We start from the raw sequence: 23,046 nt of genomic DNA on the forward strand, positions 1-23,046 counted from the left end.
GGGGCGCCAGTGCGGGATGCTCTCAGTGCTTTTCGGGTGCGGGTGGCAGCGGTGGCGAGACAGCGCCTTCGGCCTGCACGAAGCTCAGCGTGGTCACGTAGCTGGCCTCACCGTACTTTTCGCCCTGGGCTTCGCCAGGCGTCTTGTCGGTGTGGTGCACTTCGGCCACGTACTGGCCCTTCCAGGGAGTCAGGAACTCCACGGTGCCGTCATCGGCGGACTGGGCCTCGCGGCTCCATCCGGCGGGCGAGACCAGTTGCACCTTGGCCTTGGGCAGAGCCTTGCCGTTGAACACGACCTTGAGCTGGCCGGGCTTGCCGGTGGGCACCAGGTCCAGCGCCTGGCCGGGCGCCACGGGCTGGGCGAGGCTCGCAACCCAGCGGGCCGAGGGCTGCCAGTACATGGCGGGCAGGTTGCGCTTGCTGCGGTCGATCAGCGGGTAGGTGGCGGCGGCGAACAGCGTGTCGGCGTTGCCGGCCACGGTGTAGGCGAATGCGTCCTTGGTGAGCTTGCCTTCGACCTTCTGGTTGGCGGTGCCGGCGCGCTGCTCGAGCACGGGCACGCCCTTGAACTTGTCCAGCGCACCGGGCGAGGTCTCGCGCAGGTTGTCGTTGAACTCGCCGAAGTGCAGGCGGACCTGGCCGCCGCCGGCGTTTTCGAGCCAGACCTGGTGGGCGTTGGCGGCGGTGGCGGCTGCGGCCACCAGGGCAAGGGCGGCAGCGGTGCGAAGTGCGAAGCTCATGTGAAAGGCCTTTGGGAGTGAGAAAGAGGGTAAATGAGAACGATGGTGATTATCGTTGCACTTTACAAGTCCACTTGCGCGGACAGGGAGACCGTGCGCGGGCGGCCCAGGTAGGTGCCGTTGAGCCAGTACTGCCGGTCGGTGAGGTTGGCCACCGACAGGCGCCAGACCACGGGCTTGCCCGAGACCTTGGCGGCATAGCGCAGCCCGGCATCGAGCAGCGTGTAGGCGGGCAGTTGCTGGGTGTTGAGGGCATCGCGCTGCTGCTTGCCGGTGTAGAGCACACCGCCCGTGAGCGCCAGGCCGGGCACGGCGGCGATGTCCTGTTCGGCATAGAGCTTGGCCTGGACCTCGGCGACGTTGGCTGGCGTCTTGCCCTGCAGCGCCGGGTTGGAGGTCTGCCGGGTCACCTGGGCGTCCAGCAGGGTGACGCCGCCCCACAGCGTGAGCCCGGGCAAGGCGCGGCCGCTGGCGGTGAATTCGACGCCCTTGTGCACCTGGCGGCCATCCTGCACGTACACCGGCGCGGCGGGGTTGGTGGTGGTGTCGGTGTACTGCAGGCCCTTGTCGATCTGGAACAGCGCCCCGGTCAGCAGCATGTGGCCGAGTTCGGCCTTGACCCCCAGCTCGGCCTGCTTGGACAGCAGGGGCGGCAGGATGGCGCCCGCATTGACCACGGCGCGCCCACCCGCAGTCAGCGGCGCCGTGCCGCCCTTCTCCAGGCTCTCCATGTAGTTGGCATACAGCGTGATGTGCTCCAGCGGCTTGAACAGCACCGCCACCGAGGGCGTGGTACGGCTGTCGCCGTAGCGGGCCGTGGTGGCACCTGCGGCGTTGTAGTTGGTGTCCGTGATGCTCGCGTTCGTGAGGCCGACCAGGGCCGACCACTGGGCGTTGAACTCCACATGGTCGCCCAGCACCCAGTTGCCGTAGCGCGAGCGCTGGGCGATGTACTTGGCGCCCGTGATGCTGAAGGGCGGGGCGGTGAGCGCCGTGGGCGCGGCGATGTCCATGGGGGCGGAGGTCAGCGTGGCCCAGCCGCCTGCAGAACTCAGGAACGGGGTGCGCTCGTCGTGGTCACCATACCAGCCCGCGGTGAGCTTGTGGCGCAGGCTGCCGGTCTGCAGCTTGCCGTCCACCAGCGCGAAGCCGCCCAGCGCCTGGACATCGGGATAGTCCCAGGCGCTGGCCTGGACGCGGTAGCGGCCCGGGGCCCCAGCAACGAAGAGGTTGTTGGCCGCGATGAGGTCGATGTCGCTCTTGCGCTGCGTGAGGCCGGTGCGCACGGTCAGCGCCTCGTTGGCGCGCCAGGTCACGCGCGCCCCCCACTGGGTCTGCGTGGTATCGGTGCGCGTGAAGGGCTGGCCATAGGCGCGGTGCAGCTCGGGCGCTGCGGGAAACGCAGCCCCCGGGTCTACATCCCAGAAGGGCTCGGTGCCCTGCATGTGGTAGGTGCTGCGCGAGGCATCGAACTGGAGCTGCAGGCGGTCGCTGAGGTTCCAGTCCAGCGCACCGCTCACCAGTCCACGCCGCAGGGACTGGCCGTCGAGCCGCAGGTCGCCGTCCTGTGCCACCGCGTTGAGGCGGTAGGCTAGGCGACCGTCGGCGTCCAGCGCACCGCCGAAGTCGCCGTGCACCCGCAGGTTGCTGCCTTCGGTGATGCCGGCGGTTACGCGCGCCAGCGGCTGGTAGACGGGGCGCTTGAGCACGTAGTTGATGGTGCCGCCCACGTTGCCGCTGCCATAGAGAAAGCCCGACAGGCCGGTGAGCACCTCGATGCGTTCCTTGTCCTCCAGGTCTGTGTTGACGTAGGTGGTGGTGCTGGGAACGCCGTCGATGCGCTTGGTGGAGCCGACGCTGAAGCCGCGCATGGCGACGCTGGTGAAGAAGCGCGACTGCGGCCCCTGCAACTGCACCACGGGGTTGTAGCGGAAGGCATCGTCGGGCTTGCTGGCCTGCAGGTTCTGCAGCAGCTCGCTGGTGGTCACGTGGACCGAGAACGGCGTGTCCAGCAGGGGCAGATCGGCCAGGGGGCCGAGCTGGCGCACCTGGGCGGGGCGGTAGCCCTGCGCAGCAGCGCCATCGCGTTCGCTGGCGGCTTCCTGGATCTTGACTTCGGGCAGGGCCTGCTGGGCCTGGGCCGTGGTGGCCAGGCCGAGCAGCGCGGCCATCATGGGTGTCAGTGTGCGTGGCATGGCAGTGTCATCTCTTGGAAAGAGGCAGGCGGGCCCTTGGTGGCCGCATGCCGTGGATCACAAAGAATTGGCTGCCTTTGCAGGACACGCTGGTCCGCGCCGGTGGCTGGAGAAATTCGCACGGACCACCGGGCAGCCTGCGCAGCAGTCCGCAGGTCGCCCGGTGGCCGCAAGGCCGGGGTCAGAAGTCGACGCTGGCGCTCAACGTAAAGGCACGCGGGGCACCCACCACCAGGTAGCCCGAGCCTGGGTAGCCGCCCACCGAGGCCCAGTAGTTCTTGTTGGTCGCGTTGTCGATGCGCGCGCGCAGCGTGACCAGCTTGCCGCCCATCTCGGTCAGGTAGCGGGCACCCAGGTCGAGGCGGTTCCAGCCGGCCACGCGCAAGGTGTTGGTGGCGTTGGCGTAGCTCGATCCGGTGTGCACCAGGCGGCCATCGAGGGCCAGCCCGCGCACGCCGGGTACGTCCCATTCCAGCCCCAGGTTGGCCTGCAGCTTGGGCACGCCGATCACGCGCTGGCCTTCGGTGAGGGCCGAGCCGGTGCGCTGCTGCTTGGCTTCGAGCCAGGTGGCACCGCCGAGCACGCGCAGGCCGGCAACGGCCTCGCCCTGCACGGCCAGTTCCAGGCCCTGGTGGCGGTCCTTGCCATTGGAGCCGAAGATGCCGGCGGCATCGACCACGGAGCGTGGCTTGTCGGTGGAGAACAGCGCCAGGCTGCCGCCCACGCGGCCGCCGTCGTATTTCACGCCGATCTCCTTTTGCTTGGAGACATAAGGGGCCAGCATGGTGCCCCGGTTGGCCGCGGTAGAGGGGGCTGTTTCGCCCTGGCTCAGGCCCTCGGCATAGTTGGCGTAGACCGACAGGCTCTTGTCCAGCTTGTACAGGGCACCGAGCAGCGGGCTGGTGCGGCTCTGGTCGTAGCGGTCGGTCTGCGCGCCGGTGCCATAGGCGAAGTTGGCGATGTCGAACTTCTGGTGGCGCAGGCCCAGGGTGATGAGCAGGCGGTTGTCCAGCACCGACAGCGTGTCGCCCAGGGCCACGCTGCTTAGCTTGATGCGGCCCGTGGTCAGCGGGTTGCCCATCACGCCGCCGCGCAGGGCATTGGCGCTGTAGCCCGGCAGGGCCGTGAAGACCGGGTTGTAGAGGTTGGTGGCCTGGGTGTTGCCGAAGTCCATGACATAGGCGTTCTTCTTGTCCAGGCTGAACGTGGACGCGGCGAGCACCCACTCGTGGCCGATGCTGCCGGTCTGCAGCTTGCCGCGCAGGCCCAGCTCGCCGGTGTTCACATTGTCCTTGCGGTTGTTGTCGAAGCGGTAGGTCGTGCCTGCGCCCGTGGCCGCATTGGCCACCGAGAGGTTGGCCAGCGAGTTCGACTCCGTGCCGCTGCGCGCACCGGCGGCAGCCCAGGCGGTGATGTTGGAATTGATGTCCCACTCGCCGCGCAGCGTGCCGAAGGTGTCGCGCTCGTTGGAGAAGGCCCAGGGCTGGGCGAAATTGGAGCTGCCGTCGGGTGCCGTGGGCACGGCGGTCGCCGTGGCGCCCAGCGTGACATTGGTGCGCGTGCGGTTGAGCTTGTGGTCCTGCCAGCCGATGTCGCCCGACAGGCGCACGTCGCGGCTGCGCCAGTCCAGGCCCACGGCGACCAGGCCGAGCTTGGCCTTCTCGTCGTCGACGGCCGTGCCACCGTTGTGCGAGGCCACGTTGACGCGGATGCCGGTATTGCCATCGGGGCCGAAGCGGCGTGCGATGTCGGCCGCCACGTCGCTGTGGCCGCCGCTGCCCGCGCCCACGCTCACGCGGTTCAGCGGCTCATTGGGGGCGCGCTTGGGCAGCAGGTTGATGGCGCCGCCCAGGCCGCCGCCACCGGGGTTGGCACCGTTGAGGAAGGACGAGGCGCCGCGCAGCACTTCCACGCGCTCGAACAGCTCGGTGGCGATGTACTGGCGTGGCAGCAAGCCGTACAGGCCGTTGTAGGCCGTGTCATCCGAGCCCAGGATGAAGCCGCGGATGAAGTACGACTCCTGGAAGTTGCCGAAGCCGCGTGCCACGCGCACGGTCGGGTCGTTCTGCAGCACGTCGCCCACGCTGCGGGCGTGGCGGTCCTGGATCAGTTCATTGGTGTAGCTGATGGTGGAGAACGGTGTTTCCATCGCATCGCGCGTACCCAGGATGCCCACGCGGCCGCCGCGCGCCACCTGGCCGCCCGCATAGGCAGGCGACAGGCCTTGCGCAGAAGCATCGGCGCTGGCGTTCACGGTGACGGTGGAGAGCGTCTTGTCGCTGCCGGCAGCGGTCTGCGCGAGTGCGGCTGGCAGGGCAAAGGTGCACAGCAGTGCGGCGGCCAGGGCGGCTGGCGTGTGTGCCAACAGGGGAGGGCGATGGGTAGTGTGCATGGTGGTCAGGAGAAGTGGACGGTGAGGTCGATGTCAGAAAGGGGTGGCAGGGTCATCGCTGGGGTTCGAATCTGCAGGGGCCGCAGCCGCAGCCGGAGTGGGCCGCCAGGCGAACCAAGCCATCACGGCCACGGGCACGCCCAGCCCGATCCAGGACCACCAGTCGCCCCAGCTGTCGGAGATGAGGGCGGTGGCCAGGCCGCTGGCCGTGAGCAGCCCGAGCACGATGGGCCAGCCCCAGAGGGTGCGAAACGGCGTGGATGCGTTCCTGGTCATGCGGCGCGCTCCGGGTGGGCGGCGAGGGAGGCCGTGGCGCTGGCGGGCAGGCCGGTGGGAGCTGCAGGGGCGGCAGCCGAGGCCGGCGCCCGGCGGCGCAGCCACAGGTACAGGCCGCTGCCCAGCACGATGATGGTGGCGATGTCCAGCAGCGCCCAGATGATCTTCATCGGCATGCCGCCGTAGTCACCGAAGTGCAGCGGCTGCGAAACCAGCAGCGCCGTGAGGTACCAGGGCAGCTGCGGCGCGGCCGTGATCTGGCCACTGTGGGCGTCGACCAGGATGGGCTGCAGCAGGCGCGAGGTGAGCGGCTCGGCGCCGCGCACGAAGACGGTGTTGTGGTGCGGGCTCGAGAACGACGTGCCCGGGAAGGCGATGAACGACAGCTTGGTGCCTGGCGCATGGGCGCGTGCCACGTCCACTGCCTGCTGCAGCGGGCCGCGCTGGTCCATGGCGATCACGGGCTTGCCCTTGTAGGGTGCGAGCAGGGTGGACAGCTGGTCGTACTGCCAGTACTTGACCATCAGGTCGGCCCAGGTGTTGATCATGCCCGTGGCGCCGACCACGAGGGCCCAGACCAGGGTCACGATGCCCAGCAGGTTGTGCAGGTCCAGCCACTTCACGCGCGTGGAGCGGTCGCGCCGCACGTCGCCGAAGCGCAGCTTGCGCATGAAGGGCGCGTACAGCACCACCCCGGTGACGATGGCCACCAGCAGCAGCAGGCCCATGAAGCCCAGGAACAGCTTGCCCGGCAGGCCCGCGAACAGGTCCACGTGCAGGCGGAACATGAGGTTCATGAAACCCTGGTTGGTGGGAATGTCGGACAGCACCTGGGCCGTGCGCGCATCGACCGCCACGGACTTGAAGTCCTCGGTCGGGTCGGGCGTGTGCGTGAGCGTGACGAACCAGACCTTGTCGTCGTCCTCGGCCTGCGAGACGAACTGCACGATGCGCGCCGGGTGCACGGCCTTGGCGGCGGCGATCACGGTGTCCAGGCTGGCGCGCGGCGTGCCCTCGGGCATGGCGGGCGCCTCGACTTCGGTGCCCAGCAGGTGGCCGATTTCGTGGTGGAAGATCAGTGGCAGGCCGGTGATGCACAGCAGCAGCATGAAGGCCGTGCAGATGAGGCTGGACCACTTGTGGGTCCAGGACCAGCGGCGGATGGCGGTGGGTGACAGCATGGTGCAGGGTTTCTCGGGCCGGAAAAGCTTGGAAACGTGGAAACAGGGCGATGGAAGAAGCCCCCACGGCGGCGTGCCGAGGGGGCTTGGCAGGTTGATTTTACGATGCAAGTAAGAATGATTTGCTTTTGCGTTATTTTTGCGTTGTTGTTTTGATGGCAAAAAAAGGCCCGGTGCGCCTTGGGCGAACCGGGCCATGCAAGGACCTGGGGACTGCCAGGCGCTCAGTAGCGCGCCTTGAGCGCCAGCGTCACGCGGCGTGGCTCGCCGTAGAAGTTCTGGCGGAAGGTGTTGGAGACCTTCTCGTAGTAGGTCTTGTCGAACAGGTTGTCCACCGAGAGGTTCAGCGCCAGCTGGTCGTTGATCTGGTAGCCCACCTGGGCGCTGGCCAGTACGTAGTCGCCCGAGGTGATGCGCAGCGCGCCGCTCTGCGCGAAGAAGTCGCTGCGGTAGGAGAGGCCGCCACCGACGCTGAAGCCGCGCAGCGCGGGCGAGGTGAAGGCATAGCGCGTGAAGACGTTCACGCTGTGGCGCGGCGTGACCGGGCTGAACACCTGGCCCTGCTGGGCCACGGGTGCGCGCAGGTAGAGCGTGTCGTTGTAGGCATAGCCGGCCAGCACGTCCCAGCCAGGCTGCACCTGCCCGCTCACCTCGGCCTCGAAGCCCTGCGAGCGCACCTTGCCGCCGGCGAAGAAGGCTCCGGCCAACCGGGAGTCGGCGATGGCGCGGTCCTCGTCGATGATGCGGAAGATGGCGGCATGCGCCTGCAGGCGCTTGTCCAGGAACTCGCCCTTCAGGCCCACTTCCACCTGCTTGCCGGTGCGGGGATCGAGCAGCTGCTTGTTGATGTCGAGCTGGCTTTGCACGACAAAGGTCTCGGAGTAGCCGGCATAGGCCGTGTACTGCGGGTGGAAGTCGTAGAGCACTGCCAACGAGGGCACGAACTGGCGGCCCGGATCGGCGACGCTGGTGGCGGCGCCGTTGCTGGTGCTGCGCGTGACCGCGTCGGCCCAGCTCAGGCGGCCGCCGGCCAGGAGCTTGACCTGGCTGGCCAGGCTGATCTGGGCCTGGCCATACAGCGCGTTTTCGGTGCGCGTGGTGATGGCGGAGTAGCCCGGCAGCACGAGCGCCGGGTAGGGGGCGCCGTAGTTGGGCGTGAGCAGGTTGGCCTGGACCGGCGTGCCGTAGACGAAGTTGTTGTCGTAGCTCTTGTTCTCGCTGCGGCTGGCACCCACCAGCAGGCGGTGTGTGCGGCCGGCCACGTCCACCGGCAGGCTGGCGAACAGGTCGTAGTTGCGTGTCTTCACATGGGTCAGGCCGTCCACCATTTCCATGGTGAAGTTGCCATTGGGGCTGAGCGCGCTGTTGGCGCGGGCGGCGCTGTAGAAGGCGGTTCGGTCGACGTCGCGGGCCGACAGGCGCACCGTGCCGCCGCCCGACAGGCGGTGCTCCAGCTCGGCGAAGAGGTCGGTGGTCTCCAGGTCCTGGCGGTTGGAGGCCAGGCCCGAGAAGGAACTGCGCGGCAGGCTGGCCAGGCGGCCATCGGCATAGGTGGGCAGGCCCTGGTCGATGGAGGCGCGCACGCGCTGCTGCGCGCCGCCGATGGACAGCGTGGTGGATGGGGCGATGTCCCATTCCAGCGTGCCGTAGCCCAGGCGCTTGTTGTTGAACAGGGTGGCGACATGGCTGTCGCGGTCTTCGGCCACGGCCACGGCGCGGGCGCGCACCGTGCCGCTGGCGTTGAGCGCGCCGCCCACGTCCACCGTGCCGCGGCGCAGGCCGAAGGAGCCCAAGGCGGCATCGGCGTTGAGCATCAGCTTGCCCGGTGCGTGCTTGCGCACCAGGTTCACCGTGCCGCCCGGCTCGCTGCCGCCCTGCAGCAGGCCGGCCGGGCCGCGCAGCACCTCGATGCGGTCGTACATGGCCGTGTCCAGCGTGCTGTAGTTGCCCTGGGGAATGGGCACGCCATCGAGCTGCAGGGCCCCCAGGTCGAAGCCACGCGACTGGAAGGTGTTGTAGTTGCCCGCGCCGTCAAGGCGGGTCACGGTGATGCCGGTGCTGAACTTGATGGCGTCCTCCACCTTGGTGACGTTGCGGTCGTCGAGCTGCTGGCGCGTGATGACGCTGATGGACTGCGGGATCTCGCGCGGTGCCTGGTCCATCTTGCCCACGCTGACCTGGCGCGCCGTGTACTGGCCCGTGCCTTCGGTGGCCGGGGTGTCGGCGCTGTTGGTCACCTTCACTTCGGGCAGGGCGGCGTCCTGCGCGTGGGCGGCCGTTGTGGCCGCCGGGCAGCTGCAGGCGGCCAGCAGGGCCAGGGTGGTCAGGGGAAAACGCGGGGCCGCGGTGCGGCTGCGGGTGGGGGATTCGGTGTGCATCATGGCTCGAAGGGAGAGGGTCGGGCGGGTTGGGGTGCGATCAGAAGCGGGTACGCAGCGTGAGCTGCAGTGCACGGGGCGAGCCCGGCAGGATCAGGTTGTCGTTGCTGCCGTGGGACGACACGTAGTACTTGCGGTTGGTGAGGTTCTTCACGTTCACGTCCAGGCCCCATTGGCCCAGCGTGTACTGCAGCGCTGCGTCCAGCGTGGTGTAGGCGGGCAAGGTGACCAGGTTGGTGAGCGAGGTGTAGCGTTCGCCCACATGGCTCACGCCGCCGCCCAGGCGCAGGCCGTGGCCCATGTCCTTCATGGCCCAGAGGAAGGCCGAGTTGCGCGGGGTGAGCGCGGCCACCTTGCCTTGCGAGGGCACGTTCACCGTGGGCAGCTGGCTGCTCGCGGCGGTGGCCAGCGATTGGGTCATGCGGCCGTCGAGGTAGGCATAGCCCGCGCTCAAGTCCCAGCCACCGGACAGGCGGCCGCTGCCGGTGATCTCCAACCCGTTGGTGCGCTGCGTGCCCACGTTGATCTGGCGCGCGGGGTTGGACGGGTCGGTGTTCTTGATGTTGGTGCGTGTGAGGTTGAACAGCGCACCGGTGAAGTTGAGGCGGCCGTCCAGCAGGTCGAGCTTGACGCCGATTTCCTTGTTCTGCGTGATCTCTGGGTCGTTGGCGGTGTTGTTGGCGGCCAGCGCAAAGGTCTCGCCCGAGGGCTGGAACGACTTGCTGTACGACAGGTAGTACGACACCTGCTCGCTGGGCTGCCAGACGATGCCGGCGCGCGGGCTGAACTTCTTGTCGGTGCGCGCCAGGCTGGCCAGGGTGCGGTCGAAGCGCGTCTCCTGCTTGAACACGTCGTAGCGTGCGCCCACCAGGGCCTTCCACTGTGGTGCCAGCGTGATCTGGTCCTGCAGGTACAGCGCGGCGGTGCTCTGCTCGGTGTGGCTGGGGATGGCGCCGGTGGCCGCGTAGGCACTGGCGGGAACAGCCGGCGTGGGCACGTTGCCGGGGTTCAGGATGTTCACGCGGTCCACCACGCCGGCCGAGATGGACTCGGCGCGCTTCTTCTGGCGGCCCAGTTCCATGCCCATCAGCCATTCCTGGCGCAGGCCGCCCAGGCTGTTGCGCCAGGTCAGGTCGGTCTGGTTGAATACGCCGCTCTCGTCGCGAAAGACCAGGCTGCGGGTGCGGCCGACGGTCATGGTCACGGGGTCGGTGGTACCGCCGGGCAAGGTGTTGTAGCGGTCCAGCGTGTAGTCGTACAGGCGCGTGACATTGCGCACCGACCAGTCGTCATTGACACGGTGGTTGAGCGTGGCGGTGAACGCCTGCACGTTGCTGGTGCTGGTGTCGTCCTGCACTGCCGTGCCCGAGCCGTAGTAGGTGCTGGCCGGCACGTTGACGGGGCGGCCGTTGAGGGCCGGGATGCCGAAGTCCGTGAGGCGCTGGTCACGTGCGTCGGTGTATTGCAGCAGCAACTGGGTCTCGGGGGCGAGCTTGAGCGCCAGCGAGGGCGCGAAGTTGTGGCGCTTGACGAACTGCTGGTCGCGGTAGCTGCCCGAATCCTCGCCCGCCACATTGAGCCGGAATGCGGCGGCATCGCTGATGCCCACGTTCACATCGGCCGTGGCACGGCGATAGTCGTGGCTGCCCAGGCCCAGCGTGGCCTCACCATGCGTCGAGCCGAACACCGGCTTCTTGGTCACGCGGTTGATCAGGCCGCCGGACGAGCCACGGCCATACAGCACGGCTGCGGGACCCTTGAGCACTTCGATGCGCTCGATGTCGGCCAGATCCCGGAAATACAGCGCGTCGTCGCGCACACCATCCACAAACTGATCGGCGATGGCGGTGAAGCCGCGGATCACCACCTGGTCGCGCTGGCCGTCGCCATGGCTCATGGCCACTCCGGGCACGTTGCGCAGCGCATCCTCCATGGAGCGCGCGCCCTGGTCGCGCAGCAACTGGCCAGGCACCACGTTGACCGCCTGGGGCACATCGCGCAGCGGAGCACTGCCCTTGGTGGCCGTGCTGCTGGCCGCGGGTGAGTACGCGTCGTCTGCAGCGCCCGACTGGATGGTGACCTCGCCCAGGGTCCGGGGCATGGGGGCGGGCTGGGCCAGCACGGGAGCGCCGAAAGCGGCGATCAGGGCTGCGGTCAAGGGGGTGCGTACGGCGGAGAGCAGGGGATGCAGAAGCATGGGAGACCTTGAATGGGAAACGGCAATGAGGAAAGATGCGAAGCCGGCAGGAGGTTGGTGTGGAGCGCAGGGGCTGGCCATCCATCACCACCCTGCGGCCCAGGCCGCAAGGCCAGCGGCCAGCGCCACGCCTGCCAGGCGGGGCGCATGGCGCGGCTGCCAGGTCATCACGGCCGTCACGGCCACGGCCGCGACCGACAGGGCGATGGTCCAAGCCGTCACCCCGAGCGATGCCGGCACGCCCGCAGGGGGCTGTGCGGCCAGCCACAGCGACAGGGCCAGCAGCAGCCAGCCCGCGCGGCGCCACTGGGCCAGGCGCGGGGCAGCCGCTTCACGGCACAGGGCATCTTCGTGGTGGCGGTCCATGCCCAGGGCGATCGCGGACCAGGCGGCAAAGCAGAGGAAAAAGGCGGACATGGGGAATGGCTCCTTCAGGCCTGGGCGGCTGGCCGGGCATCGGGCGCGGCCATGGCTGCGGGCCTGCGCGTGGCCTTGCCCGGCAAGGGCCGGCCGGGGCGCAGGCGCCAGGCCAGCCACCCCAGCAGCACGCCGGTGGCCAGGAACGTGAGGTCCATGCCCGCCCAGAGCCAGTCGCCTGCGGGCAGGCTGACGCCCAGGTGCGGGGCCGTGGTCAGCGCATTGAGCAGCGGCAGCGCTGCCCAGGCGGCGCCGGCCAGGGCCAGCACCACCGACCAGCCGCGGCGGTTGGGGAACAGCACGCCCCAGAGCAGGGCCACGCCCCAGGCGCCGAAGAAGTACGAGAGTTCGGTGTCGGGCCGCTCGGGCGAATCGAGCGGAATGAGCCGGTTGGATGCCATGTACACGGCGCAGGCCAGCGGCAGGCCGGCCAGCGAAGCGATGTTCAGGCTGGCCACCAGGCGCTGGCCAAAGGGCAGGCGCGCGGGGGCATCGCTGGCCGCAGCGCCCTTGCGCTGGCCCTGGGCGCTGCGCTTGATGGACCACAGCACCATGCCGGTGGCGATCATCAGGCTGCCCAAGAGGCCGAAGCCCACCAGCACCCAGCGCATGCCCGGGCCGGCAAAGCGGCCCAGGTGCAGGCCGTAGAGCACGCCGTAGGTCACGGCGGCGGGCGAGGTGGCGTCGGTCTGCTCCAGCACGGCGCCGGTGGTGCCGTGGAACAGCATCCGCTCGGGCCGGTACTGCAGGCGGTCGCCCTCGTGGCGCGTGACCTCCACCACTGGTGTGCCCTGCGCGTCGCGCCGTGCCTGGATGCCACCGATGCGCCCGCCCTCCCAGCGTGTGCGCGCGGTCTCCAGGATGGGGCCGAGCGCCAGCGCGGGCAGGGGCTCGACCTTGTCGCCGGGGTTGCGGCGCACACGGCGCTCGGGCTTCTCACCCTGCAGGTCGGCGAAGTAGGTCTGCGAGTCCACGCCCTTGGGGCCCTGGTAGGCCACGGCGATGCCTGAAGGCATGTACAGGGTGTGGAAGATCATCAGCCCGCTGAAGGTGATCATCAGGTAGAAGGGCAGCACCAGCACGCCGGTGACGTTGTGTGCGTCGAGCCAGGCGCGCTGCCCGCCCTTGGCCGGGCGGAAGGTGAAGAAGTCCTTGAAGATGCGCCGGTGCGTGACCACGCCCGTGAGCAGGGCGATGAACATCAGCATGGTGGCCACGCCCACCACCCAGCGGCCCTCGATGGCCCAGCGGCCCTTCTGCGCGGTGCGCAGCTCGAAGTGGAAGCGGTAGAAGAACTCGCCGCCCATGGTCTTGCGCGCGTCCACGGTCTCGCCGGTCTGCGGGTTCATGAGCAGGGTCTCGAAGCGGCCGTTGCCCGTGTCGCGCCACAGCAGCGTGATGGCGTTCTGGCGCTCATCGGGCATGCGCATGATCCACTGGGTGACGTCGGGCACCTTCCTGTTCATCGCCGCCACGGCACGCTCTGCCACATCGCGCGTGGGCTGCGGCATGCCATGCAGCTCGGGCCGCATCCACAGGTTGATCTCGGTCTTGAAGAACGACAGCGTGCCCGTGAGGAAGATCGCGAACAGCAGCCAGCCCAGGACGAGGCCGGCCCAGGTGTGCAGCCAGGACATGGCCTGGCGAAAGCCTTCGCGCGCCTGTTCGCGCGCTGTTCGCGGTGCGGGGGAGGCAGGGGTGGTATCGGTCATTGCAGTTTCTCCAGCCAGCGCGGCGCCATGGCGCCGGCGCCCAGCAGCAGCGCGGGCAGCAGGGTGCCGCCCCAGGCGCCCCAGGCCGTGCGCGCGTAGAAAGCCCAGCCTGCGGCGCCCGCGTAGACCAGCCAGGCCAGCATGGTGGCGGTGAGCACCGCTTCGACGCGCGGCATGGCCAGGGCCAGGGCGAGGGACAGCGCGGCCGTGAAGGCGGCGGCCAGCGCATAGCCGCCGGCGGTGGCGGCCAGGGCGCGCGAGGTGATGGCCAGGCGGTAGCGCCAGGCGGGGCGGGTCGCTTTCATGGGCGATCAGGCGTTGGAATGGGCGGGGAGACGCGTCGTGGCGACGCGGTCGGTGGACTCGGCCTGGCGCTGCTGCAAGAAGCGCGGGGCAGGCCACCACGGGATGCTGGCTGCGGGGCGCGGGGCCCCGTCTGGCTGGCTGACGGCTCTGGGGCCAGTGGACATGCGTGGCAGCGCGCAGGGCGCCCGCAGCGGGTCAAAAGGCCTTCGGGTCGAAAGTGTAATTTATGAGAAGCATTCGCATTTGTAAATGTGAACGCTTGATGTGCAAATGCAACGGTCTGTACCGTGCAGGCATAAAAAAACGGGCCGATGGCCCGTTTGGAAAAACGTGGGGGTGGTTGTCGTTCTGTGCTGCCGCTGTCAGTTGTCCGGTCTTCTTGTTGTCGAGCCTGCTCGCTGGCTTCGTGGGGCGACTCGTGAATGGGAGCGCTGGCTCAGTCCTCTTCGCTCATCTGCGACTGCAGGTAGTTCTGCAGGCCGATCTTGGCGATCAGCTCGATCTGGGTTTCCAGGAAGTCGATGTGCTCTTCGGTGTCGTCGAGGATCTTTTGCAGGATGTCGCGCGAGACGTAGTCGCGCACCGTCTCGCAGTGGGCGATGCCTTCCTTGATGGTGGCCTGGGCGCCTTTTTCGGAGCCCAGGTCGCAGCTGAGGATCTCTGGCACGTCTTCGCCGACCTGCAGCTTGGCCAGGTCCTGCAGGTTGGGCAGGCCGTCGAGCATGAAGATGCGGTCCATGAGCACGTCAGCGTGCTTCATCTCGCGGATGGACTCCTCGTACTCCTTCTTGGCCAGCTTGTCGAAGCCCCAGTGCTTGAGCATGCGGTAGTGCAGGAAGTACTGGTTGATGGCCGTGAGTTCGTTCTTGAGCTGGGCCTGCAGATGGCCGATGACCTGTGCGTCGCCTTGCATGGGGAGACTCCTTGTTATGTTGTTTCGCTCCCGATTGTCGTGAGGCCGCAATGCGGGCGCAAGGCAAGACCCCTTTGTGGCGCATTGGCTGCGTGTGATGCTGAGTTGTGTTCGTGTTTGGTGCCCGCAAGCGGCACGGCCCGCTGCGTTGGCACGCAGCGGGCCGTGATCCCGGAAGGCGGGGGACGGGGTTATTGCGCCCGTGCGTTCTGCGGGGAGGGCGCGGCGGTGGTGGTTGCGCCTGCGGCCTGCTGGCGGTCGCGCCAATGCGCCGCGCCCAGCCACACGGTGGGCACCAGCACCAGGGCCAGCGAGATCATCTGTGCAATCGTGCCTTCGGCCAGGTCCTCGGTGTTGGCATGCCACCAGGCATTGTCGATGCCGGGGATGAGGTTGCCTTCGGTGAACTCGTGCAGCGCATAGACCACGAGCTGCACGGCGAACACGGCCATGAACCACGAGGTCACGCGAAAGAAGCGGCCCAGGTTCACCGCGCGGCCATAGCGCGTCCAGGCCCAGGCGATGGCGGCCGCCAGGGCCAGGCCGGCAAGGCCGCCCCAGACCATGTAGCCCAGCTCGGCGCTGCCGGCCAGCGAGGCCAGCATGGTGGCGGTTTCCACCCCTTCGCGGCCCACCATGAACAGGGCGAACAGGAACACGGCCAGCCAGGCCTGTGGGCCTTCGAGCACGCTGGCGCGATCGATGCGGGCCGCGATCTCCTGCCCCATGCCCTTGCCGGCGCTGCGCATGTGCACCACGCACCAGGCCACGGCGGCGGCGGCCACCAGGGCCATCACGCCTTCGGCCACGGGGGAGAGGGCGCCCACGCGCGACAGCAGCCAGCCCAGGCCCAGCGACAGCAGCAGGGCCACCACCACGCCCGCGCGCAGCGGCGTCAGGAGGTGCAGGCGCCCGGTCTTGCGCAGGTACAAGGTGGCGATGGCCACGACCAGAAGGGCTTCGAGCCCTTCGCGGAAACAGATGAGCAGGGTCTGGAACATGGAGGCAGGTCTTTGCTATGGATGGTGAGCCGGTCCGCCCAAGGGCGAAACCTGGCTCTTGTGACCGGTTCTGAGGGAATTGGCAGCAGCGGCCAAGGCGGTGCCGCGGGGCACTGGCAGCGCCTGCGGCCCGCGGATTATGCGCTTAACGAGAATCAATCTTATTTGGAGTGTTTGACATGGCACAAGGGCCGCGCTTGTGGCCGCCTTGCGGCCAGGTCCCCGGCGGTGCATTGTCTTGATATAGTCATAGACAATTGATTCAATCAAATCAATTAATTGGATTGATGGCCTTACTGGGCCTAAACTTCATTCCGTAGTCAGTTCAACCCACCCTTAAGGAAACAGCAATGTCCCTGATCAACACGCAAGTTCAACCCTTCAAGACCACCGCTTTCGTCAACCGCAATGGCAAGGGCGAGTTCATCGACCTGACCGAAGCCGATCTCAAGGGCAAGTGGTCCGTGCTGATCTTCATGCCTGCAGCGTTCACCTTCAACTGCCCCACCGAAATCGAAGACGCTGCCGACAACTACCCCGAGTTCCAGAAGGCCGGCACCGAGGTCTACATCGTCACGACCGACACGCACTTCTCGCACAAGGTCTGGCACGAAACCTCGCCCGCCGTGGGCAAGGCCAAGTTCCCCCTGGTCGGCGACCCAACGCACCAGCTGACCAACGCCTTCGGCGTGCACATCCCTGAAGAAGGCCTGGCACTGCGCGGTACCTTCGTGATCAACCCCGACGGCATCATCAAGACCGCCGAAGTGCATTCCAACGAAATCGCCCGCGACGTCAAGGAAACCGTGCGCAAGCTCAAGGCTGCCCAGTACACCGCCGCCCACCCCGGCGAAGTCTGCCCCGCCAAGTGGAACGACGGCGCCAAGACCCTGGCTCCTTCGCTGGACCTGGTCGGCAAGATCTGATCGGCTGATTGCATCGGCAGAGCGCCCCTTGGGGCGCTCCCCAGCCGGACAGCGTCATGGCGCGCGTGCGCCATGCCGTCCGGCTTTTTTTCGCCCATTTTTTACGCTCTGTTGCGGACCCGGGCTTGCCACAAGCGGCCCTGGCCCCCACCCTACAAGCCAGAACTCGAAAGGACACCACCATGCTCGACGACCAACTCAAGACCCAGCTTGCCGCCTACCTGGAGCGCGTGACGCAGCCGTTCGAACTGGTGGCTTCCCTGGACGAAAGCCAGACCTCCCGCGAGATGCTGGAGCTGCTGACCACCATCCAGTCCCTGCGCGGCGACAAGATCAGCCTGCGCACCGATGGCCAGGACGCACGCAGGCCCTCGTTCAGCCTGCAGCGCGTGGGCAGCACGAATTCGCTGCGCTTTGCCGGCCTGCCCCTGGGCCATGAGTTCACCTCGCTGGTGCTGGCGCTGTTGTGGACCGGCGGCCACCCACCCAAGGTCGAGCCCGAGGTGATCGAGCAGATCGCTGCGCTCGACGGCGACTTCGAGTTCGACGTCTACATGAGCCTGACCTGCCACAACTGCCCGGACGTGGTGCAGGCGCTGTCGCTCATGTCCATCGTCAACCCCAAGATCAAGACCACGGTGGTCGAAGGCGGCGCTTTCCAGAAGGAAGTGGCCGACCGCGAGATCATGGCCGTGCCCATGGTGTTCATGAACGGCAAGGTGTTCGCCTCGGGCCGCATGTCGGTCGAAGAGATCGTGGCCAAGCTCGATACCGGCGCCGCCGCCCGTGACGCGGCCAAGCTGTCGGCCAAGGCACCGTACGACGTGCTCATCGTCGGTGGTGGCCCTGCCGGTGCCGCAGCCGCGGTGTACGCCGCCCGCAAGGGCATCCGCACCGGTGTGGCGGCCGAGCGCTTCGGCGGCCAGGTCAACGACACGCTGGCCATCGAGAACTACATCTCGGTGCTCGAGACCGACGGCCCCAAGTTCGCCGCCGCGCTCGAAGCCCACACCCGCGCCTACGACGTGGACATCATGAACCTGCAGCGTGCCGACAAGCTGATCCCGGCCTCGGAACCTGGCGGCCTGATCGGCGTGCAATTGGCCAACGGCGCCACCTTGCAATCCAAGACGGTGATCCTGTCCACCGGCGCGCGCTGGCGCAACGTCAACGTGCCCGGCGAAGCCGAGTACAAGAACAAGGGCGTGGCCTACTGCCCGCACTGCGATGGCCCGCTGTTCAAGGGCAAGCGCACGGCGGTGATCGGCGGCGGCAACTCGGGTGTCGAGGCCGCGATCGACCTGGCCGGCCTGGTGGCCCATGTCACGCTGGTCGAGTTCGCCGACCAGCTCAAGGCCGACGCCGTGCTGGTCAACAAGCTCAAGAGCCTGCCCAATGTGAGCATCCACACCAATGCGCAGACCACCGAGATCACCGGTGCCGATGGCAAGGTCAACGGCCTCAAGTACAAGGACCGTGCGACGGGCGAGGAGCACCTGGTGGCGCTCGAAGGCGTGTTCGTGCAGATCGGCCTGGTGCCCAACACCGAGTGGCTCAAGGGCACGGTGGAGCTGTCCAAGTTCGGCGAGGTCATCGTTGACTCGCATGGCCGCACCAACCTGCCCGGCGTGTTCGCTGCCGGCGACTGCACCACGGTGCCGTTCAAGCAGATCGTGATCGCCGCGGGCGATGGCTCCAAGGCCGCGCTCAGCGCCTTCGACCACCTGATCCGCATGCCGGTGGTGGCCAAGGCCACGGCCGAAGCCGTGCCGGAAGCCGTGGCGGCATGAACCTGCACGCCCAGCGGTGAAAGCAAGGGAGCCTTCGGGCTCCCTTGGTGTTTTCAGGGGGCTGCCATGCGCTCGCCCAGTAGGTGCACCAGGCCCTGTGCCAGCTCGCCGCGCCAGGCGTAGTAGTCGTGCCCGCCCGCGAACTCCTGGTAGTGCACCGGGTAGCCCTTGGCCTGCAGCACGGTGCGCAGGTGGCGGCTGGTATCGAGGATGCCGCCGCCATCGCCGGTGAGCGTGATCTCCATGAGCCCGGCCGTGATGAAGAAGCGCAGCGGCAGGCGTGCGCTGGCGGCGAACTCGCGCGTGAGCCATTCGCCCTCGCCGAAGCGTTCGAAGTCGGGCGCGCGCGGCACATTGCGCGGCCCCCACCAGAACGAACCCGACAGCGCGAGCACATTGCCGAACACGCCCGGGTGGCGGTAGCCCGCAAACGCCGCGGCCAGGCCGCCGTAGCTGGAGCCGGCCACGACCACGTCGCGCGCGCCGTGCGAGATGCCGGGCTGGCGCGCGCGCAGCCAGGGCATGAGCTCGTGCGCGAGGAAGTCGGCGAACCCCGGGTTGGCCGGCAGCTCGGTGCCGCGCAGGGCCGGAGCCGGGTGGCCCACGAACACCGCGGCCAGCGGCGGGATGCGGCGCTGGGCGATCAGTGCGTCGAGCAGGGCGGGCACATCGGCGCGGTCCAGGTAGGCATCGCGGTCGAACAGCACCAGCAAGGGCAGCGGCTGGCCCGTGGCGGGGGGGGGGGCCGGCAGGTACAGGCTCACATCGCGCTCGTTGGCCAGGCGGGTGCTGGCCAGGCGCAGGTGCTCCAGTGTGCCGCGGGGGGCTTGCGCCATCGCGCCAGGGCTCTGCCAGGGCACCTGGCAGGCGCAGCACCGAGCGCGGGGCCGTGGGCTCGGCGCTGGCGGGCGTGCGGCTGGGCTGCAGGGGCCAGCGTGCCGCCTGGTTGAGCGGGTCGGGCCGTGCCACGGCGTCCTCAGCCCTTGCGCGCGCCATGCGGTCCGCGCCGGGTGGCACCTCGGCATCGGGCACCAACTGGTAGGAGGCGCGCAGGCCCCGGGGCACGCGCAGGCTCAGGTACCACACATCGCTCTGCCCGAGCTGCGTGAGCGCAAACCCGTTCTCCGAGCGCATGGCCCAGGAGACCTTGACCGTGCGCGTGGCCGGCGTGCCGCGCCACAGGAAGGTCAGCAGCGCCTCGCTGGCGTGGGCGCCGGGCTCGACCAGCGGACCACCGTGGGCGGCTGCCTCGCGCCAGAAGGCCTCGGTGCCTTCGCCTGCGGCCAGGGCCGCGTGCAGGCGCACGAGGCGCGGGCTTTCGAGGGCTGCCGCCCGTGGTTCGGCAACCGCGGGCGTTGCGGACTGGGCGGGTGCCAGCCCGGGCGCGCAGGCCAGCAGGGCGGCCAGCAGCAGGGCGGTGGTGCGGGCGACGGGGCGCCGGTCAGAACTTCGCATGCAGGGCCAGGTAGTAGCGGCGGCCGTCTTCGTTGAAGTCGGCCGAGGTCGTGCGGTCGAAGGTCTTGTTCGTCAGGTTCAGGATGCCGCCGCGCAGCGTGAGTGCGTCGGTGATGCGCCAGCCCGCAGTGAGGTCGGCGATGGCGTAGCCGGCCTTCTCCACCTTGTTCTGGCCATTGGAGGGTACGCTGATGTACTGGGCGCTGTGGTAGCGCAGGCTGCCGCTCACGGTGAGTTGCCCGGTGGCGCGCCAGTCGGCACCCAGGTTGACGACGTGGCGCGGCCGGTAGGTCAGCGGCAGGGCGATGGCGCCGCTGGTGTTCTTGGCGTCGGTGTAGGTGTAGTTGGCGCGCAGGTTCCAGGCGGCCGAGGGGCGGGCCGCCCAGCTCGCTTCCAGCCCGCGCGAGCGCACGCTGGCGATGTTCTGGTAGCGGAAGATTGGGCGGCCATCGGGCAGGTAGCCGACGAAGTTGTCGTAGCTCGGCGCCAGCGCGCGGTCGGCCGTGCGGTTGGTGATGTCGATCATGTTCTTCAGGTCGGTGTTGAAGAACGTGAGGCCGCCGCTGTGGATGCCTTGGGCGAACTGCAGGCCCAGCTCCTGGCTGGTACCGGTCTCGGGCTTGATGGCGTTGCTGCCCACGATGTAGCAGCCCACCGTGGCGCTGCCGCAGGACACCGATCCCCAGTTGGGGCTGCCCTGCAGCAGCGTGGGCGCGCGGAAGGCGCGCGACACGCCGCCCTTGACGGTGATGGCGTCGCTCAGGTGGTAGACCGCGTAGGCGCGCGGGCTGTTGTGGCCGCCGAAGTTCTCGTGGTGGTCGAAGCGGTTGCCCAGGGTGATGGCGAGCTTGTCGCTGATGCGGATCTCGTCCTCCACGAACAGCGCCCACTGGCCGATCGAGGTCTCGGGGCTGGCATTGAAGCCCGCCGTGCCCGGCAGGCCGCGCAGGTTGGCCGGGTCGTTGAGCTTTTCATGGCGCACGTCGAAGCCCGCCGTGACGAACTGGTTGCCCCAGGCCACGGGCAGGTTGAGCTTGCCGCTCAGGTTGCTGGTGCTGGCCTTGTTGGGGTTGACCTGGCCCGTGACCATGCCGGTGAGGTTGCGGATCTCGTCGGCGGCATAGGTCAGCTCGGTGTTGCCGAAGCCCCATTGGCCCTTGTGGCGCAGCGCCACCGCATCGCGCTCCATCAGGAAGCCTGCATGGTCGCGCCGGCTGGTGTCCACGTCGGCGGTGATGCTCTGGCGGGTGTCCGGCGTGAGGGCCAGCTGCGCGCCGAACAGGCGGTTGCGAATGTGCTGTAGCCCGGTCTGGCGTGTGCCCGAGGCCGGCAGGGAGTTGATCGCGCCGTCGGCATCGCGCTGGTCGTAGGCGCCCGTGAGCTTCAGGCCCAGCAGGTCGGTGGCGGTGGGGCCGGCCAGCGAGAAGCCCGCCAGGCGGCTGTCGCCAGCCTGCTTGTCCTGCTGCAGCACGGTCTCCACACGGGCCGAGCCGCGCCACTGCTTGCCCACCGGGCGCGTGATGATGTTGACCACGCCGCCGATGGCGTCCGAGCCATAGAGCGAGGACATGGGCCCGCGCACGATCTCGATGCGCTCGATCTCGTCGCTGGCCACCCAGCCCGTGTCGTAGTCGTTGCCGCGGAACATGGCCGAGGTGGCGTTCACGCGCTTGCCGTCGATCAGCATCAGCGTGTAGGCCGAGCCCAGGCCGCGCAGCTGCACGCCGGGCACCAGGTTGCCGCTGCGGCTGAGCGTCACGCCCTCCACCGTGCCCAGCAGCTCGGCCAGTTCCTGCACGGGGCGGCGCTCGATCTCCTCGCGGGTGATCACGGAGATGCTGGCCGGTGCCTCGCGCAGCTCCTGCTCGTTGCCCGAGGCGGTGACCACGACGGTGGAGAGGGCCGGGGTGGCAGGGGCGTCGGCGACCGCCTGCGCATGGACCCCGGCTGCGGCGAGGGCGGCGCACAGCGCGGTCAGTGCCAGGGGGAGGGTGTTGGTACGGAAATGCATGCAGTCCTCGGATCTGTTGTATGTTCTAAATGAGAATGAAACCTGTTTATCATTTCACGCTTCCGCCCCCACGGGCCTCTGCCATGTTGGACATTCCCCCAGAAAGCTTTGCGCTGTACCCAGAAATGCCCGTCCTCGGGCTGCCCGAGCTCACGCGCAACCTGCACCTGCTGGGCGGTGACTACCAGGTCAGCGGCATGCAGACGGCACCGCGCGAGGTGCTGCGCGGCAGCATGGAGACCCTGGAGCTGCGACCCGGCCTGGTGCTCTACCGCACCGAGCTGCAGGACCTGTGCACGCTGCGCACCTCCAACCTGCTGTACCCCGGACTCAAGCTGTGCATGCTGGTGCAGGGCAGTTCCGAGCTGTCGTACGGGCGGCGCAGCTTCGTGCTCGGCCCGGGGGCCGGGCGCACCGCCGCCGCCCTGGTGGCACTGGCCGAACCCGACCGCTTCACACGCCATTGGCAGAGCGGCCGGGCCGAGCGCAAGGTCTCGCTCACGCTGATGCCCGAATGGCTGGAGGCCAACGGCGTGGCCAATGGCGCCGTGCGCGCCTTCTGCCGCCAGCACCTGGCCGTGGCGCCCTGGCGGCCCTCGGCGCGCGCCATGGCCCTGGCCGACCAGATCGGCCGCCCGCCCGAGATGGCGCCCGGCCTGCGCCGCCTCTGGCTGGAGAGCCGCTGCCTGGACATCGTGGTCGAGGCGCTGGACGTGATCGCGCGCCAGCCGGGCGCGACCGCTGGCGAACTGAAGGCCCTGGAGGCCCAGGACGCGCTCGACGCGCGCAGCCACCGCCGCCTGCGCGAGCTGCGCGACTTCCTGGACAGCGGCGGCGCCGACGCCATGCCCCTGGCCGCCATCGCGCGCCTTGCGGGCATGAGCGCATCGCACCTGCAGCGGCATTTCCCCAAGGTGGGCGGCACCTCGGTGGTGGACTACCTGCGCCAGCGCCAGCTGCTGCGCGCGCGCCAGGCGCTGGAGCGCGGTGAGGCCGACGTGGCCGGCGCCGCAGCACTGGCCGGCTATGCCAGCGCGACCAACTTCGCGACGGCATTTCGCCGCTGCTTCGGCATCACGCCACGGCAGGCGCGCCAGCGCTTGTGAAGACACAGTTGGAGACAGGTCAATGTGTATTGATAATTATTCTCATAT

17 protein-coding genes and 1 pseudogene are annotated in these 23,046 nt (G+C 68.6%); 3 read left to right on the forward strand and 15 right to left on the reverse strand.

Annotated features, from left to right (window positions below; genetic code table 11):
• Positions 1–22: 22 nt before the first annotated feature.
• The 12 genes from PMI14_RS12140 to PMI14_RS12195 all read right to left on the reverse strand — a co-directional run bounded on the left by PMI14_RS12140 (position 23) and on the right by PMI14_RS12195 (position 15,710).
• A complete protein-coding gene (locus PMI14_RS12140) occupies positions 23–742 on the reverse strand; it encodes a hypothetical protein (RefSeq protein ID WP_007854663.1) in 720 nt (239 codons plus the stop codon).
• A 62-nt stretch (positions 743–804) separates the two neighbouring features.
• Positions 805–2,937, reverse strand: a complete 2,133-nt coding sequence (locus tag PMI14_RS12145; RefSeq protein WP_081497314.1) for a TonB-dependent siderophore receptor — start codon at positions 2,935–2,937, stop codon at positions 805–807.
• A gap of 181 nt (positions 2,938–3,118) precedes the next feature.
• A complete protein-coding gene (locus PMI14_RS12150) occupies positions 3,119–5,329 on the reverse strand; it encodes a TonB-dependent siderophore receptor (RefSeq protein WP_007854674.1) in 2,211 nt (736 codons plus the stop codon).
• Between the two features lie 33 nt (positions 5,330–5,362).
• Positions 5,363–5,605, reverse strand: coding sequence for a hypothetical protein (locus PMI14_RS33505; RefSeq protein WP_007854675.1), 243 nt, complete (start codon positions 5,603–5,605; stop codon positions 5,363–5,365).
• Positions 5,602–6,786, reverse strand: a complete 1,185-nt coding sequence (locus tag PMI14_RS12160) for a PepSY domain-containing protein (protein ID WP_007854676.1) — start codon at positions 6,784–6,786, stop codon at positions 5,602–5,604. The genes PMI14_RS33505 and PMI14_RS12160 overlap by 4 nt, the downstream gene beginning before the upstream one ends.
• 224 nt (positions 6,787–7,010) lie before the next feature.
• Complete coding sequence (locus PMI14_RS12165) at positions 7,011–9,167, reverse strand: TonB-dependent siderophore receptor (protein ID WP_052024381.1); 2,157 nt, start codon at positions 9,165–9,167, stop codon at positions 7,011–7,013.
• A gap of 37 nt (positions 9,168–9,204) precedes the next feature.
• The gene (locus PMI14_RS12170; protein ID WP_007854678.1) at positions 9,205–11,361 is read right to left on the reverse strand and encodes a TonB-dependent siderophore receptor; all 2,157 of its coding nucleotides are present in this window, start codon (positions 11,359–11,361) and stop codon (positions 9,205–9,207) included.
• Between the two features lie 84 nt (positions 11,362–11,445).
• A complete protein-coding gene (locus PMI14_RS12175; protein ID WP_007854679.1) occupies positions 11,446–11,778 on the reverse strand; it encodes a DUF3325 domain-containing protein in 333 nt (110 codons plus the stop codon).
• 14 nt (positions 11,779–11,792) lie between these two features.
• A complete protein-coding gene (locus tag PMI14_RS12180; RefSeq protein ID WP_007854680.1) occupies positions 11,793–13,490 on the reverse strand; it encodes a PepSY domain-containing protein in 1,698 nt (565 codons plus the stop codon).
• The gene (locus PMI14_RS12185; protein WP_007854681.1) at positions 13,487–13,795 is read right to left on the reverse strand and encodes a hypothetical protein; all 309 of its coding nucleotides are present in this window, start codon (positions 13,793–13,795) and stop codon (positions 13,487–13,489) included. The genes PMI14_RS12180 and PMI14_RS12185 overlap by 4 nt, the downstream gene beginning before the upstream one ends.
• A 437-nt stretch (positions 13,796–14,232) precedes the next feature.
• A complete protein-coding gene (bfr, locus tag PMI14_RS12190; RefSeq protein ID WP_007854682.1) occupies positions 14,233–14,709 on the reverse strand; it encodes a bacterioferritin in 477 nt (158 codons plus the stop codon).
• Positions 14,710–14,900: 191 nt separating this feature from the next.
• A complete protein-coding gene (locus PMI14_RS12195; RefSeq protein WP_007854683.1) occupies positions 14,901–15,710 on the reverse strand; it encodes an FTR1 family protein in 810 nt (269 codons plus the stop codon).
• A 350-nt stretch (positions 15,711–16,060) separates the two neighbouring features.
• On the opposite strand from PMI14_RS12195, the gene ahpC reads away from it, so the two are divergent.
• Both ahpC and ahpF read left to right on the forward strand, forming a co-directional pair.
• A complete protein-coding gene (gene ahpC / locus PMI14_RS12200; protein ID WP_007854684.1) occupies positions 16,061–16,636 on the forward strand; it encodes an alkyl hydroperoxide reductase subunit C in 576 nt (191 codons plus the stop codon).
• A 182-nt stretch (positions 16,637–16,818) separates the two neighbouring features.
• Positions 16,819–18,426 carry an alkyl hydroperoxide reductase subunit F gene (gene ahpF, locus PMI14_RS12205; RefSeq protein ID WP_007854685.1) on the forward strand — a complete coding sequence of 536 codons (1,608 nt, stop codon included), beginning with the start codon at positions 16,819–16,821 and terminating at the stop codon, positions 18,424–18,426.
• 53 nt (positions 18,427–18,479) lie between these two features.
• Here the strand turns inward: ahpF and PMI14_RS33510 are convergent, their stop codons facing one another.
• From PMI14_RS33510 to PMI14_RS12215, 3 genes and pseudogenes are all read right to left on the reverse strand, one after another.
• Complete coding sequence (locus tag PMI14_RS33510; protein ID WP_007854687.1) at positions 18,480–19,262, reverse strand: esterase family protein; 783 nt, start codon at positions 19,260–19,262, stop codon at positions 18,480–18,482.
• Between the two features lie 16 nt (positions 19,263–19,278).
• Positions 19,279–19,881 (reverse strand): annotated as a pseudogene (locus tag PMI14_RS35925) (enterochelin esterase domain-containing protein); the annotation flags it as partial.
• Positions 19,868–21,892, reverse strand: a complete 2,025-nt coding sequence (locus PMI14_RS12215; RefSeq protein WP_007854689.1) for a TonB-dependent receptor domain-containing protein — start codon at positions 21,890–21,892, stop codon at positions 19,868–19,870. The gene PMI14_RS12215 and the pseudogene PMI14_RS35925, both read right to left, overlap by 14 nt.
• 83 nt (positions 21,893–21,975) lie before the next feature.
• Between PMI14_RS12215 and PMI14_RS12220 the strand changes: the two genes are divergently transcribed.
• Positions 21,976–22,998, forward strand: coding sequence for an AraC family transcriptional regulator (locus PMI14_RS12220; protein ID WP_007854691.1), 1,023 nt, complete (start codon positions 21,976–21,978; stop codon positions 22,996–22,998).
• The last annotated feature ends 48 nt before the right edge of the window (positions 22,999–23,046 follow it).

The organism is Acidovorax sp. CF316, assembly GCF_000276605.1.
In the GTDB taxonomy this organism is placed as follows: Bacteria; Pseudomonadota; Gammaproteobacteria; order Burkholderiales; family Burkholderiaceae_C; genus Acidovorax.